Origin of the sequence: Nocardia alni (assembly GCF_019038435.1) — a bacterium.
In the GTDB taxonomy this organism is placed as follows: Bacteria; Actinomycetota; Actinomycetes; order Mycobacteriales; family Mycobacteriaceae; genus Nocardia; species Nocardia alni.
In genome coordinates this window covers 1-14,808 of sequence record NZ_JAGPOX010000194.1, presented here as the reverse complement: position 1 = coordinate 14,808, position 14,808 = coordinate 1, and the positions used below count along the sequence as shown (strand labels likewise).

The following is a 14,808-nucleotide window of genomic DNA, read 5'->3' as shown; positions in this document are numbered from 1 at the left end:
GTGCGGCGGAGGCGGTTGGAGGCGTGGGAGTGGCAGCGGACGACGCGGCAACTGAACCGTTGCCCGTGTCGGCCGGGGTCTCCGGCGTGTAGTCGGCCAGGAATTCGTGCCAGCTCTCATCGACGGACGAGGGGTCTTGCTTGTACTTCTGGTACATCTCGTCGACGAGCCACTGGTTCTGTCCGAACTGGGATGTTGAGCTGCTCACAGCAGGTGTTCGCCTCATTTCGTTCTTCGCGCTGCGACGTTTGTGACGTGCTCGGCCCGGGTATCGGTCACATAAGCGCCGATCCGACCTTTCTGAGGATATGCCCCGGCCTGAACCACTGCTTCACTACGGTGCCCGTCGGTCGCTGTGTGGTTACGCACTTGCCCCTGTATCGGTATGTACGCACACTGCCTCCCGACGGGTTCATCGCGCTGCCCGACCCCGCTGGCGCATCCCCGCGAGGTCATTGTCCAACTGGGCGACCTCACCTAGGTAGGACTAACCTCAGGACGAGAATATTCCCTCACTTGCGCCGGCGGCTTCCCATAGCCGGGTGTAGATCCCGCCCGCCGCGACAAGCTCGGCATGCGAACCGATTTCGGCGATTTGCCCGGCCGCGACGACGGCGATCCGATCGGCCCGCGAGGCGGTCACGAGGCGGTGGGCGACGATAACCGCCGTTCGCCCCCGGGTCATCGCGGTGCTGGCGGCCAGCACCTTCTCCTCGCTGATCGGATCAAGGACGGCGGTGGCCTCGTCCAGCAGCAACAGATCCGGATCGACCAGCTCGGCCCGGGCCAGGGCGATCAGCTGCCGCTGCCCGGCGGACAGGCCGCGTCCGCCCTCGCCGACCGGATGCCGCATGCCCAGTGGTTGCCCGCTGATCATCTCCAGCGCGCCGACGGATTCCGCGGCCCGCTCCACCCGAGCGCGGGTGGCCGCCGGGTTCCCGAACGCGATATTGCTGGCGATATCGCCGGTGAACAGGTGCGCCTCCTGCGGTACGACGCCGAGACGGGCGCGGTAGCCCGCCAGCCGGTAGTCACGCACGTCGATCCCGTCGACACGGATAGCTCCGGCGTTGCCGGTCGCGTCGCGGGGCAGGTCGTACAGGCGGGCGAGCAGCTTCACGATCGTGGATTTGCCCGCGCCCGTCTCGCCGACCAGGGCGATACTCGAACCGGCCGGGATGCTCAGCCGCACGTCGGTCAGGGCATCGGTGGGTGCGCCCTGGTAGCGGAAGCGCACTGTGTCGAATTCCACATCGGCCGCGCGGCCCGAGGGTGTGGCGACCGGCTCGGCGGGATCCGGGACGATGGACGACGGAGTGCGCAGCAGTGCGGCGATCCGCCGCAGTCCGACGCTCGCCTGCTGGTATCCGTCGAACACCTGCGACAGTTGCACGATCGGGTTGATCAGCAGACTGAGGTACAGCACGAAGGCGACCAGCGTGCCCGGGGTGGTGACACCGTGAGCGATATCACGGGCGCCCAGATAGACCACCGCGGCCTGAGCGAGATCGGCCCAGGCCACGATGAAGCCGAAGTAGATCGCGATCGCCTTCTGCGCACGCAGCCGGGCGCGGCGGTAGTGATCGGAGTAGTCGGTGAAGCGCTGCGACGCGTTCGGTTCGTGCCGGTAGGCCTGTGTGGTGCGCAGCCCACCGACCTTCTCCTGGAAGTCGGCGTTCACGGTGGCCACCCGCTCGCGCGAGGTGGAGTAGGCCGATGCGGAGATCTTGCGGAACACCAGCGTCGCGATGAGCAGCGGCGGTAGGGCGATCAGCACCACCAGCGCCAGGCGCATATTCGAGAACACCAGTGCCACCAGCACCCCGGCCACGGTGGCGATGCCGATCAGCGCGGTGGTCAGGCCCGTTTGCAGGAAGGTCGACAACGCGTCGATGTCGGTGGTCATCCTGGTCATGATCCGGCCGGACAGCTCGCGTTCGTAGTAGTCCAGGCCGAGCCGCTGCAGATGGGCGAAGCTGCGGATGCGCAGCCCGTACAGCAGCCGTTCGCCGCCTCGTGCGGAGACCATGCTGCCCACGCGCTCGTTCAGCCAGCTCGCGCCCGCCAGTAACAGCGCGACCAGCGCCGCACCTGCCAGTACCGCCCCACTGCGTCCGGCCACACCGTGGTCCAGGGCGTATCGGGTCACCATCGGGAAGGCCACGCCGGTGGCGCCGTCCAAGGCCAGCAGCGTCACCAGGATCGCCAGCAGCCACCGCACCGGACGCAGCAGGCGCAGTAGACGGAAGTTCGGTTCGGGCTGTACATGGTCGGAGACGTCGATCCCGGGAGACTCGGCGGGCGGACCCAATCGGTCGAGCGCGCCGCGCAATTCGGGCGGGATGTCGACCGCGGAGGCGCCGACGAGATCCGGCCGGACCGCAGTCTGTGATCCGGGGTCGGCGGGGCGCCCGTTCGTGTTCGGAGCGTGTTCGGGCGTCGTATCTGTGTGAGCGCCGTCGGTATCCGGCCAGAGGTCGGTGATGTGCGGGCGGTCCGGCTCGGGTAGCCGGATGACCCGGTCGGCGTGGGCGAGGGTGGACTCGCGGTGGGCGAGGATCACCGTGGTGCGCTCGGCCCGGCCCGAGTGCAGGCCCGCGAAGATGGCCGCCTCGGTGACCGCGTCGACGGCGGAGGTGGCGTCGTCCAGGATCAGGATGCGCGGGTCGGCCAGCAGGGCGCGCGCCAGGGCCAGACGCTGGCGCTGGCCGCCGGACAGTGTGAGGCCGCGCTCGCCCACCACGGTGTCGTAACCCTCGGGCAGGGCGGTGATGAACTCGTGTGCGGCGGCGAGTTCGGCGGCGTGGCGGATCTCCTGTGCGGTGGCCTCGGGGTGGCCGAGCGCGATATTCGCCGAGACGGTGTCGGAGTACAGGAACGGCTCGTCGAAGACCACGCCGATCGCGGCTCGCACGTCGGACGCGCGCGCCCGCGCGAGATCGACCTCGCCGGTCGCGCCGTGCAGGCGGATCCGCCCCGAATCGGGGGAGTAGAAGCGCGGCAGCAGCAGGGCCAGGGTTGATTTACCGGAACCCGCGGGGCCGATGATCGCCACGGTCTCACCGGGGCGAATGTTCAGATCGAATTCGCGCAACACCGGGCGCAGCGGATCGAATCCGAAGGTGACCGAGTCGAACTCGACGCCCAGCGGTCCCTCCGGCACGGGGCGCGGGGACGGCGGGTCGATGGTGTCGGGCGCGTCGTCGATCACCGCGAAGACGCGTTCGGCCGCCGCGCGGGTGAGCTGAGCTTGCACGATCACGCTCGCCACAACCCGGGTACTGCCCGAGAGCATGGTGATGTAGGCGGCGAACGCCAGGAACGTGCCGATGCCGATCGCCCCGTGCACGGCCAGCACGCCGCCCAGCGCGATCACCGCGACCATGCCGAGTTGCGGGATCGCGGACACGGTCGGCGAGAATCGGGACGAGATGAGCGCCGCGCGCATCCGCTCGCCGTAGAGCCTGTGCGCATGCTGCTCGAGCACGCGCACCATGCGGCTCTCCTGCCCGAACCCCTTGACCACGCGCACGCCGGTGACGGTCTCCTCGACGTGCTGGGCCAGATCGGCCGCGCGCTGCTGCGCCGACCAGGTGGCCGCGTGCAGGCGCGGACTGGTCCGGTACACCACCAGCGCGATCGCGGGCACGGTCAACAGCGACACCAGGGCCAGCGGCGGTGAGAGCACCAGCATCACGCCCGCGGCCAGCACCGCCAGCAGCAACTGCATCATCGACATCGGCGCTACCGCCAGAAAGCCTTGCACCAATTGCAGATCCGAGATCGACCGCGACACCACCTGCCCTGTCCGCAGCCCGTCCTGCCCCCGCCCGTCGTACCGGTGCAGCGCGTTGAGCAGGGACACCCGAATCTCGTGCTGCACGTCCAGCGCCAGCCGCCCGGCCATCCACCGCCGGCCCACCGCTGTCCCGAACCGCACGAACGCCAGTGCCACCAGCACCACGGTGACCGCGGCGATGGCATGCACCTTCCCGGCCCGGGCGTCGTCCAGCGCCTGCTTGGCCGCCACCGGTACCGTCACCTCGGCCACCGCACCGGCCACCAGCGTGACAACCACCCCGGTAGCCACCCTCGGCCGCGCCCAGCACGCCGCCCACAGCCGCCGTAACCAGCCCGATCTACTGCCCTGCTCCACGCTGCCCCCCATCCGTCCGATCACCCTCATCACCAATCGACGTTACCGATCGGCACCGACAAACCCGCCTGGCCCGGGCTGCTCCGGGGAGCGCCCGCCCTCCGATACTCGGGGGCTTCGCACACCTGTGTCCACTCGTTATCCGGACTGTCCGGGTCCGGCCGAGCGGGTCGGGGACGCCGCAGCGAGGCGGAGCTGTGGCGGGCCCGCGGGAAGTCGATCCGGTGGGTACCAGCCGGATGGGGCGCCTATGCCTCGCGCTTGCGGAGGTACCACCAGGACAGGGTGCCCAGGGCCGCTGTCCACAGGACGAGGACCACGGCGGAGGCGGCGCTGGGGGCCAGGAACGAACTGCGGGTGAACGAGCCCACGGCCACCGTGCCGATGGTGGCGGAGTCGGGGAGCAGGACGGCGACGCCCGCGATGCCGATGCCCTTGACGATCAGCCAGAGCAGGGGCTCGGCGACAACGGCCCAGCCGATGATGGCCAGCACCGCAAGGGATTCCGAGCGCAGCAGCAGGCCCAGGCTCGCACCGATCACGCCCCAGCAGATCGCCGCCAGCAGGCCGCCGCCGAACACGCCGACCAGGCGCAGACCGAAGTCGACCTTGTCGCGGCCGAGGGCGAGCAGCCCCAGGGCCGCGCCGATCTCCGCGGACAGGGCCAGGACCAGCGAATAGACCGCCGCCACCGCGAGTTTCGCGCCGAACAGTAGGTCGCGGTCGGGAATGAACAGGGCGGTCAGTGGCATGCTCTCGTAGCGGTATTCACCGCCGGTGGACAGCGCGCCGGTGACCGCCGACGCCACGAGTGCCACGATCAGGGCCAGATACAGCCCGACGGTGGCGGTTCCGGTGGCGATCTGGCCGCTCGATTGGGGGCCGCTGCCCGTGTGCGCACTCACCAGGGTGGTGACCAGGCCGACCGCCGCGCAGATCGCGGCCAGCATCCAGCCCGACCGCCGGGTGCTGTACCGGCGGATCTCGGAATAGGCGGCCCGGCGTACGGCGACGGGCACCTCGGGCAGGGCGAGGATCATTGCGGCCTCCCGTACTGCGTCGGCGGGGGATTCTGCTGTCCCGGCGGCGAACCGTATGGTGCGGATCCGGAATTGCCCTGCGCGGGAATCGAATTGCTGGGCGTCACGGGGACGTACGGCGGTCGCGGCGAATTATATTGCGCAGGAATGGAATTGCCCTGCGGAGGCGTGAAACCGTACTGTGCGGGAGCCGAACCGCCGGGACCGTACCCTCCGGTGGAGGGCGGGTATCGGGTGGGATCGTGCAGCGCCCGCATCGGCGCGGTCCGGGTGAGCGCGGCCAGTACCCTGTCGGGATGCACCGGTTCGGGAATCACCTCGAGCAGCCGCACGCGGGCACGCCCGGCGGCGTCCTCGATCTCGGCGCGGGTGGCCTCGGCGATCGCCAGCCGCCCGTCCGAGCGCATCACGGCATCGGTGAACCCTTGCGAGGCAAGCATGGTGGCCAGTGCGATCGGACTCGAGGCGGCGACCACCAAGCGGTCGGGGTGGTTGCGCCGCAGCGCGCGCGGGCTGCCCTGGAACACCACCGAACCCGCGCCCAGCAGGATCAGATTGTCGGCGATCGGGAGCACGGCCGACAGACTCTGCGAGGTCAGCAGCGTGGCGCCGCCGCGGCGGGCGTGGCGGCGCAGGTAATCGGACAGCCACGCGCGTTCGGCGGGGTCCAGGTCGGTGAGCGGATCGTCCAGGATCAGCAGCGGGGGGTTGCCCAGCAGCGCGATCGCCAGGGCCAACCGGGCCTGCACATTCGGCGACAGCGCGCGCACCTTGGTGTCGGCGACGGAATCCAGGCGGGTGGTGGCCAGCACCGTGTCCACCTTGTCGTCGGACACGCCCGCGGCGGCGGCGTAGACCAGCAGATGTCCGCGGACGGTACGGGCGGGATGCAGGCCGTGCGGTTGCATCAGCACGCCGAGCGGGCGATCGCCAGGCGCGCCGGATCCGAGCCCGCCGACCGACGCGGTACCCGACGTCGGCGTGAGCTGCCCGAGCAGAATCTCGACGAGGGTCGTCTTCCCGGCGCCCGGCGGCCCGACGAGGGCCGCGATGGAGCCGACGGGGACCGAGAACTCGACGTCACGCAGCACCGTGACGCCGTTGTATCGCTGTGTCAGTCCGTTGACCTCGAAGGCCAGCGCGCGTGTCGAACTCATTGACGGCCGTCCTCGCGCTCGTCCAGGGCAGGTAGGGGGTCGACATCGATCACGATCGGAGTCTGCCAGACGAGCGGGGCCGGGCCGAATGCCTGGCGCGCGTTGTCGATCGTCCGCTTACCGAGTGTGCGGTTGCCGAATCCGCCGATGGCCGCGCCGATCCCGGCGGGTAGCACCTTGCCGAACATCAGCGGGCTGCGCTCGGCCAGGAAACGCAGCACGAATCGCCGCATCAGCGCGTCGTTCAGGCTGGTGATGCCGGGGATGCGCCCGGCGAGCAACCGCCCCCAGTTCTGTGCGGACTTGCCGAGGTTCTTCTCCACGATCTGCATACCGCTCTCGCCGAGCACCACCGCCAGCACCAGGGCGCGGCGGCGTTCCGCGTCGTCCGGGGCAATGCCGTGCACGGCGGCCACGGCCAGGGTGTACACCGCCGAGGCCTCGAGGAAGAACATGGTCTCCGCGCTGACGGCGGTGATGGCGGTGAGCGTGCCGACGCCGGGCACCGCGGCCGTCGCGCCGACGGCCGTCCCGCTGCCCGTCACCGTGGTGAGGTACAGCTTCTCCAGCCGCTCGATGATCTGGCCGGGGGACTCGTTCGGATGGGCGCGCCGGAGCCGGTCGACGTTCTTGGCGACGGCCGGGGCCTGGAGCCGCGCACCGTTGTCCAGCAGTGCCCGCACCGCCTTCTCCATGCCTGCCTTGAACATCGGGCCTCACCCCTCTCGTCCCGGCCGAGTGTAGTGGGAGGTTCGCCGATGCCTGCCTCGCCGACTGGACGGGGGGTTCGCCCGGTCTGTGCCGGGCGGGAATCCGGACCCGTCGACCCTGTCGGTGGTCTGGCTTACGGTAGATCCGTGGCCGGTGTCTCCGAGGGCGCCCGAGCAGCGCCAGATCCGCGATTGCGGCCGTTCGTAGGCGACTACGACGGCTATCTGCTGCATGGGTTCGCTCCAGGGGTACACATCGGCATGCCGGGCACGAGGCTGACGGTCATCATCACCATCGATGAGCCGATCGAGTTGCCCGTCAGCTGCCATCCCGATCAGCCGGGTGGCAGCTGGGACGCGCTGGCCAGCGGGCTGACGGTGCGGCCGTGCCTGATCGCGCACCACGGATATCAGCACGGCATTCAACTGGCCCTGACGCCGCTGGGAGCGCGGGCGCTGCTCGGAGTGCCGACGGCAGAACTCGGGTCGTGGCTGGTCGACCTGGGTGACGTGCTCGGGCCGCGCGCCGCCGAACTGCGTGAGCGGCTGGCGGCCACGGCACGGTGGCCCGCGCGGTTCCAGATCCTGGACGAGTTCCTGCTGGGCCGGGTATGCGAGCGGTCCATCGATCCGGAGCTGCGGCGCGCATGGCAGTTGCTCACCGGATCGGCCGGGCAGGCCCGGGTGGGTACGGTGGCCGATGAGATCGGTTGGAGCAGAAGATATCTGGGCGCTCGTTTCGCCGCGGAATTTGGTATCACGCCCAAGGACGCCGCCCGGCTGGCGCGTTTCGAGGCTTCGCATCGGATGCTGCGTTCGGCCATGCTGGCCAGGGATCACGCTCGTCCCATGGATCTCACGCTCGCCGATGTGGCCGCCGCGACGGGCTTCTACGACCAGGCCCATATGGCACGGGAATGGCGCGAGCTGGCGGGGATGCCGCCGTCGCAGTGGCTGGCTCGCGAGGTGTTCCCATTCGTCCAAGAGCACGCGACCCCCTCGCTGGAAGGCTCACAGACATGACAGAGACAACATCCGCGGCGACCGCCGCCACCACGACAAGCGGCGTGGCCGTATGGCCGTGCCTGGTCTACCGCGACGCCGTCGCGGCCATCGAATTCCTGGAGCGGGCTTTCGGTTTCGTCCTGCGCGCTCGATATCCGGAGAACGGCCCCGTCGTCGACCATGCCGAAATGGATTGGCCGGGCGGCGGAGGCATCATGTTCGGCTCGGTGCGCGAGGAGATGGCCCTGGACACCATGGCGCCGGGGACCGGATCGGTTTACCTGGTCACCGACATCCCCGACGAACTGTATCGGCGCGCGAAGGAAGCCGGGGCGACCATCACCCGGGAGCTGCGCGACGAGGACTACGGTTCCCGCGGGTTCGTCTGCCGGGATCCCGAGGGCGTGCACTGGAGCTTCGGCACCTACGCCGGCGCCTGATCGCCTACTCGGCGGTATGCACCAGACCGTCCTGGTCGATGTCGACCTGGTTGCCGGTGTGGAACCAGGAGCCGGTGAAGCGGGATTCGGTGGTCTGCGGGTCGTTCCAGTAGCCGCGAGTGACATTCGGGCCGCGGCACAGCAATTCGCCGTGGCCCGATCCGGCGCGCGGGCCCCACAGCGCCAATTCCGTTCCGCCGAAGGGGAGTCCGAGTAGATCGCGGTGATGCGGTTCGCCGCAGTCGGCCAATGCCAGTCCGATGCCACTGGTTTCGGTGGCGCCCCACACCGACCACTGCCGCGCCAGCGGGAATACCTCGTGCAATGCGGCAGTGACGACCTCGCGGGTGACCGGATCGGTCGCGGCCAGCTCGGTGCGGTGGCCCGCGCTGCACACCTGCCGCACCCCCTCGGCGCACAGGCCCGCCAGATCCGGCAGCAGCCCGGCGAAGATGCGCGGCGTCGCCGAGACCGTGTCGACGCATTCGCTCACAATGGTTTCGGCGATGAGGGCGGGGTCGGGGGAGAGCACCACGGTGCCGCCGACTGCGAAGGTGGGCAGCATCTGATCCACGCAACCGCTGGCGTGGGCCAGCGGCAGCAGGAGCAGATTGCGCAGCCCATCGGTGGGCAGGTCCAGGGCGCCGACCATCGAGCGAACCGCGGACAGCAGGTTCTCGTTGGTCAGTTCGACCCCTTTGAGTCCGCTCGGCGAAGCACACTGGGGCACAACGCCGCTGGTGTAGCACAGTAGAGCCAGCTCGCCCAGGGACGCACCGTCGTCGATGTAGGCCGCGCCGTCGGGCATATCCGAATATCCGGCCGCGGGCCCGCCGCCGTCGAGCACGAAATCCGCGGAACTATCCGAAAGGACCTGTGTGGCAAGGGCGTCGGGGAGCCCGTCCGGTACGAGCACCGGCACCGCCCCGGACAGCAGCGCACCCAGAAACGCCTGTACCCAGCGTGCGCCCACCGGTATTCGCACCGCGACCCGATCGCCGTAGCCGATACCGTGCTCCTGCAATCCGCCCGCGATCCGGGAGGCGCTGTGCCACAACTGCCGATAGGTCAGCCGCGTCTCGTGCCCGCTCGGCCCGCCGATCTCCACCACGGCCTCCCGGGTGGAGAAGGCGTGCACCTGTACGTCGAGCAGTTCGGTGAGTGCCGGATTGAGGTTGCCGTACCGCAGAATGCCATCGGCCCCGCGGGCAAGAGGGTTGCCGCTCCAGGCATTTCGGGTCTGCGGATATTCGACCAGCTGCGACATGCGTCCCTCCGAGTACCTGGATTCCGGCAGGCACCTGTGACTATATGACGCGGCTCACACTTATGGGCTGATTGTCGGCAAACATGTTCGAAAGTACTTGTGGGCCCAGGTCGTCGTGTGCCGGGCGCACGGGGATCCACTGGCTACTTTCCGGAGTCCGCTACTTTCCGGAGTATTCCGCCTTCCCCGGACCGACGTCGAGGAAGCTGCGCACGGCCCCGCGTAGATCCTCGGTCGCGAACAGCTCGCCCGAGACCTCGGGTGTCACCGAATCCGCGTGCGCCACACCGCCGGAACGCCAGGCGCCGATGATCTGCTTGGTCGCCGCGTGCGCGCGGGTCGGCCCGTCGGCCAGCCGGGCGGCCAGTGCGCGCGCGGCCGTGTCGACGTCTTCGTGCACGGCGTTCACCACGCCCCAGTCGGCGAGGGTGGCCGCGTCGTACAGATCCCCGGTCATCACGAATTCGCGGGCGCGGCCCGATCCGGCGCGTTCGGCGAGCCGCTGCGGGCCGCCCATCGACGGGGTCAGCCCGACCACCGTCTCGACCAGGCCGAACTTCGCCTTCGGCGCCGCCAGGATGATGTCGCAGGCCAGCGCGATCTCGAAGGCGGCGGTCAGGGTCAGCGCGTGCGCGGAGAACACCACCGGACACGGCAGCGCCTCCAGCGGGTGGATGATCCCGGCGAACAACTCGCGCCACAGCGCGGCGCCCTGTTCGGTCGACAGTCCCTCGAAGACGTGCACATCGACGCCGCCGGAGACGAGTTTGCCATCCGCGCGGATCAGCAGCGCGCGCGGCGGGGCGGCGGTCAGTTCCGCCATATCCGCCGCCAGCGCCTCCATGAGCGCCTTGTCGAACAGGTTCAGCGGCTGGTTGTCGATGGTCAGCACGGCCAGCTCGGCCCCGCGGTCGGTCTCGACGCGTTCCAGGCGGGTGGATTTGTCGGTCATGGGCTCAATCTACGGGCGCGCGGGATCGCGGAAGCACTCGCACGAGCGCACGTCTGCCAGACTTCAACGGTGAACACGACGACGGACGGCACGAGCAGCTACGTCGAACCCGGCGAGTTCAAACGGGATACGAACTACATCACGACCCGCATCACCGCGGACGGCCGCGAGGGGTACCCGGCCGAGCCGGGCCGCTACCGGCTGGTCGCGGCGCGCGCCTGCCCGTGGGCGAATCGCACCCTGATCGTGCGGCGGCTGCTCGGCCTCGAGGAGGCGCTGTCGCTGGGGTTGTGCGGGCCCACGCACGACCAGCGCAGCTGGACCTTCGACCTGGACCGGGGCGGCGTGGATCCGGTGCTGGACATCCATTTCCTGCGCGATGCGTATCTGGCGCGCTTCCCGGACTATCCGCGCGGCATCACCGTGCCCGCGATCGTCGACGTGAAGACCGGCGAGGTGGTCACCAACGACTTCGCGCAGATGACCCTCGACTTCTCGGCCGAGTGGGCGCGGTTTCACCGCCCGGGCGCGCCGCAGCTGTATCCCGAACCGCTGCGCGCGGAGATCGACCAGGTGAACAAGCGGGTGTACACCGAGGTCAACAACGGTGTGTACCGCTGCGGATTCGCCGGCGACCAGGAGTCCTACGAGATCGCGTACGACCGACTGTTCACCGCGCTGGACTGGCTGTCCGAACGGCTGGCGACCCGTCGCTACCTGGTGGGCGACTCGATCACCGAGGCCGATGTGCGCCTGTTCACCACGCTGGTTCGCTTCGACCCGGTCTATCACGGCCATTTCAAATGCAATCGGTCCAAGCTGTCCGAGATGCCGGTGCTGTGGGCCTACGCGCGCGATCTGTTCCAGACCCCTGGCTTCGGCGACACCGTCGACTTCACCCAGATCAAGCAGCACTATTACATCGTCCACGCCGATATCAACCCCACCCGGATCGCGCCCAAGGGCCCGGACCTGTCCGGATGGGTAACCCCGCACGGGCGGGAGGCCCTGCCCGGCACCCCGTTCGGCCGGGGAACCCCACCACCGCCGCCACGGCCGGAGGAAAGGGTTCCGGCCTCAGCGACGCCCGCCTGACGCCGCCCACATGGCGTCGGCATGTTCGTCGCGGGGATGACAAAGATCTCACGTGACGCAGACCTCAGACGAGCAGGCGCTCCCGCAGCCGATCGCGCAGGCCCTCGGTCAGGCCGATGGCGGTGAAGTACCCGTCCAGGTCGGTGTGCAGATCGTGCATCGCGTCGGTTCCGGCCGCGAGGTATTCCGCGCGCACCCCCAGCACCTCGGGCGCGAGCCGCAGGCGACCGCCGGAATTGCGGTCGACGTCGGCGGCCAGGGCCTCGACCGCGCCGTTGCTGCGCAGGAAGTCCGCCAGGATGTCCGCTTCGGTGACGCCGATGGCGCGCAGCAGGGTGGCGATCGCCCAGCCGGTGCGGTCCTTGCCCGCGGCGCAGTGCACGAGTACCGCACCATCGTTATTCACGATGGATTCCGCGATAGCCAGCAGTGCGACATGTGCCTCCGCCATCGCGGGGAACGACCGGTATATCTTCAGCATCTCGGCCAGCCCGTTGATCGAGGCCTCGTGCGGCGGCTGGTCGCCGATGCCCGAATTGAAGGGCGTCAGGTGTAGTCGCACGTCGTGGGGTAGCACGTCGGCGCCGAGGTGATCGATCTCTCGGGGGCCGCGCAGATCGTGCACGGTGCTCACGCCGAGTTCGCGCAGCGTGTTGTGGCCGCGAGAGTCCACACGGCACAGGTGTGCCGAGCGCAGCAGCACACCGCTGCGCAGTTGACGGCCGTGCGCGGTGCGCAATGTGCCCACGTCACGGTAGTTGAAGGTGCCGGAGATCATGAAGTGATCGGGCCGAACGGTGTTCATCCATCCAGGTTACGGACGGCCTGGTTGCGTCGAGGTGTCGTTGGTCGATCGAACCGGCAAATCTCCGGCGGCGTGTGGGATGTGCCACAGAGACATGACGATCTATACGTGGTTAAGTAGAACTTTGCCCGTATTCATGCACCGTAACCCCGCACGAACTGGGATGATGTGTCAGTGTCCGATCGGTCGCAGCAGGGTTCCAAGGTTGTAACGAAACATTCTTCTAGTCTGTATTCGTCCGCTGAACCCAACCGTAGTCCTCTAAAACCCTCTATATTGATGGATGTTGAACGGGTCGACCGAGCCGTGAGGTCCGGTCCGATCAGCGCGGATCTCGAGCCCGTTGAGCGGCCCGTGCAGATGAGGTGCGCGAGCTTATTTCGCCAAAGGGAGTCGTGTTGAGCGCTAGTGGAGAGATGGTTCGGTCCGATCCGATCCTCGCCGAGGCCGCTGATGCGGTCGAGAAGGTGTCGGTCGAACTCGATTTTTCCGGCACCCGTGCGTTGCGTGTGCTGCTGCACACCGGGATCAGCTCGCTGTGGCCCGCGCTCAAGGCGGCGCCGGAACGTCAGGTCAGGAGTTACGAGGCCACCGTGGCGGCGCTGCGGCGCCGGTGGGCAGGCCGGTCCGGTTGTGTGGCCGATCCGGCGGTTTCGGGACTGTTCCGGGATCAGGACGCCGAGGTGGCCGATTTCCTGCGCTTGTGCGCACGGCGATCGCAGACCGAATGGATCGAGCCTGTCGAGTCGATCGCGGCGTATACGGTCGCGGTGATGCAGGGGACTGTGCTGCGCTGGCTGGCGGACTGCAACGACGAGACCACGCTGGTCGTCCTGGACGACCTCGTGTCGAGCCTGTCTACCCGGGCCGTCGACAAGTAGCCTGAGCTGGGATCTGTCACCGTCCACCCTGGGGTGGAGTTCGTCCGAGGCAACTGGACCACTGACCAACTTCATGCTTCAGTTAGGGAATGACAGACATGTCGTCGATTGCCAAGCTGAACGCGGCCACCGTCGATCTGGATCCGCCGCTGGCCGCACTCGACCTCGCCGCGCTGCGCGCCAACACCGCTGACCTGGTGCGCCGTGCCAATGGCATGCCGATCCGGGTGGCGAGCAAGTCCGTGCGCTGCCGGGCGGTGCTCGAAGAAGTACTCGGTTCCGGGCTGACCGCATCCGGCGGGTTCCGCGGCATCATGAGCTACTCCCTGCTCGAGGCGATCTGGCTGGCGCGTCACGGCGCCCGCGACATCCTGATGGGCTATCCGAGCGTGCACCGGGAGGCGATCGCCGAACTGGGTGAGGACGAGACGCTTCGCGAGTCCATCACCCTCATGGTCGACGACCCGGTGCAGCTGGACCTGATCAAGACCGCCGTCGGCAGCGATCGGGTGCGGCCGCGGGTATGTCTGGACGTGGATGCCGCGTTGCGCATCGGTCCGCTGCATCTCGGACCGCGTCGTTCGCCGATCCGCACCCCCGACCAGGCGGCGCGGCTGGCCCGTGCCGCGCGGGATCGCGGCTTCGACGTCGTCGGCCTGATGACCTACGAAGGACAGATCGCCGGACTGTCCGATAAGCAGGCGGCCGTGCGGCTGGTGAAGCGTCTGTCGGCTACCGATATCGATAAGCGCCGCGCACAGGTGATCGACGCCGTGCGCTCGGTGGTCGGGGACTTGCAGATCGTCAACAGCGGCGGCACCGGATCGATCGAGGTGAGCATCGCGTCCTCGGGGGTCACGGAGGTGACCTCGGGTTCCGGGCTCTACATGCCCGCGCTGTTCGACGACTATCGCAGCTTCACCCCGCATCCCGCGCTGTACTTCGCCCAGCCGGTGGTGCGCCGCCCGGCCCCTGGATTCGCCACGGTCTTCTCCGGCGGGTATATCGCCTCGGGACCGGCGGGCGCGTCCCGGCTGCCCAAGCCGATGTGGCCCAACGGATTGAAACTGCTCGGCATGGAGGGTGCGGGTGAGGTACAGACCCCGCTGAGCGGTCCCGGTGCGGGTTCGCTGGCCATCGGCGACCGCGTGTGGTTCCGGCATGCCAAGGCGGGCGAGCTGTGTGAGCGGTTCGACAACGTGCACATCGTGGACTCCGACGGGACTCGGACGACCGTGCCGACCTACCGGGGCGAGGGGAAGAACTTCGGCTAGGGGGAGGGGATGGTGAGGCGGCGGAG

General features: G+C 68.8%; 13 protein-coding genes. 5 read left to right on the top strand and 8 right to left on the bottom strand.

Going from position 1 to position 14,808, the window contains the following annotated elements:
* From JZ791_RS40235 to JZ791_RS40215, 5 genes are all read right to left on the bottom strand, one after another.
* A partial coding sequence (locus JZ791_RS40235) for a 2-oxoglutarate dehydrogenase E1 subunit family protein (RefSeq protein ID WP_254207197.1) occupies positions 1 to 226 on the bottom strand: 226 nt, incomplete at its 3' end.
* Positions 227 to 493: 267 nt separating this feature from the next.
* Positions 494 to 4,168, bottom strand: a complete 3,675-nt coding sequence (locus tag JZ791_RS40230) for an ABC transporter ATP-binding protein (protein ID WP_216902596.1) — start codon at positions 4,166 to 4,168, stop codon at positions 494 to 496.
* 236 nt (positions 4,169 to 4,404) lie between these two features.
* Positions 4,405 to 5,196: an ABC transporter permease gene (locus JZ791_RS40225; protein WP_216902594.1), complete on the bottom strand. Its 792-nt coding sequence runs from the start codon at positions 5,194 to 5,196 to the stop codon at positions 4,405 to 4,407.
* On the bottom strand, positions 5,193 to 6,353 hold the full coding sequence (locus JZ791_RS40220) for an ATP-binding cassette domain-containing protein (protein WP_216902592.1): 1,161 nt from the start codon (positions 6,351 to 6,353) through the stop codon (positions 5,193 to 5,195). Before JZ791_RS40220 ends, JZ791_RS40225 begins: the two co-directional genes overlap by 4 nt.
* Positions 6,350 to 7,063: a hypothetical protein gene (locus JZ791_RS40215; RefSeq protein ID WP_216902590.1), complete on the bottom strand. Its 714-nt coding sequence runs from the start codon at positions 7,061 to 7,063 to the stop codon at positions 6,350 to 6,352. The genes JZ791_RS40220 and JZ791_RS40215 overlap by 4 nt, the downstream gene beginning before the upstream one ends.
* 147 nt (positions 7,064 to 7,210) lie before the next feature.
* Here JZ791_RS40215 and JZ791_RS40210 point away from each other — a divergent pair, with 147 nt between their 5' ends.
* Positions 7,211 to 8,086 (top strand): helix-turn-helix domain-containing protein, encoded by an 876-nt coding sequence (locus tag JZ791_RS40210; protein ID WP_216902588.1) that lies wholly within the window; start codon positions 7,211 to 7,213, stop codon positions 8,084 to 8,086.
* Complete coding sequence (locus JZ791_RS40205; RefSeq protein ID WP_216902586.1) at positions 8,083 to 8,508, top strand: VOC family protein; 426 nt, start codon at positions 8,083 to 8,085, stop codon at positions 8,506 to 8,508. The genes JZ791_RS40210 and JZ791_RS40205 overlap by 4 nt, the downstream gene beginning before the upstream one ends.
* 4 nt (positions 8,509 to 8,512) lie before the next feature.
* On the opposite strand, the gene JZ791_RS40200 is transcribed toward JZ791_RS40205, so the two are convergent.
* On the bottom strand, positions 8,513 to 9,775 hold the full coding sequence (locus JZ791_RS40200; RefSeq protein WP_216902584.1) for a class I adenylate-forming enzyme family protein: 1,263 nt from the start codon (positions 9,773 to 9,775) through the stop codon (positions 8,513 to 8,515).
* 160 nt (positions 9,776 to 9,935) lie between these two features.
* Entirely contained in the window at positions 9,936 to 10,727 is a 792-nt protein-coding gene (locus tag JZ791_RS40195; RefSeq protein WP_216902582.1) for an enoyl-CoA hydratase/isomerase family protein, read from the bottom strand.
* A 69-nt stretch (positions 10,728 to 10,796) separates the two neighbouring features.
* On the opposite strand from JZ791_RS40195, the gene JZ791_RS40190 reads away from it, so the two are divergent.
* Positions 10,797 to 11,822: a glutathione S-transferase family protein gene (locus JZ791_RS40190; RefSeq protein WP_216902580.1), complete on the top strand. Its 1,026-nt coding sequence runs from the start codon at positions 10,797 to 10,799 to the stop codon at positions 11,820 to 11,822.
* A gap of 64 nt (positions 11,823 to 11,886) precedes the next feature.
* Here the strand turns inward: JZ791_RS40190 and JZ791_RS40185 are convergent, their stop codons facing one another.
* Positions 11,887 to 12,627: a tyrosine-protein phosphatase gene (locus JZ791_RS40185; protein ID WP_216902578.1), complete on the bottom strand. Its 741-nt coding sequence runs from the start codon at positions 12,625 to 12,627 to the stop codon at positions 11,887 to 11,889.
* Positions 12,628 to 13,025: 398 nt separating this feature from the next.
* On the opposite strand from JZ791_RS40185, the gene JZ791_RS40180 reads away from it, so the two are divergent.
* On the top strand, positions 13,026 to 13,508 hold the full coding sequence (locus JZ791_RS40180; RefSeq protein WP_254207196.1) for a TetR family transcriptional regulator: 483 nt from the start codon (positions 13,026 to 13,028) through the stop codon (positions 13,506 to 13,508).
* 98 nt (positions 13,509 to 13,606) lie between these two features.
* Positions 13,607 to 14,782, top strand: a complete 1,176-nt coding sequence (locus JZ791_RS40175; protein ID WP_438804618.1) for an amino acid deaminase/aldolase — start codon at positions 13,607 to 13,609, stop codon at positions 14,780 to 14,782.
* Positions 14,783 to 14,808 lie beyond the last annotated feature (26 nt).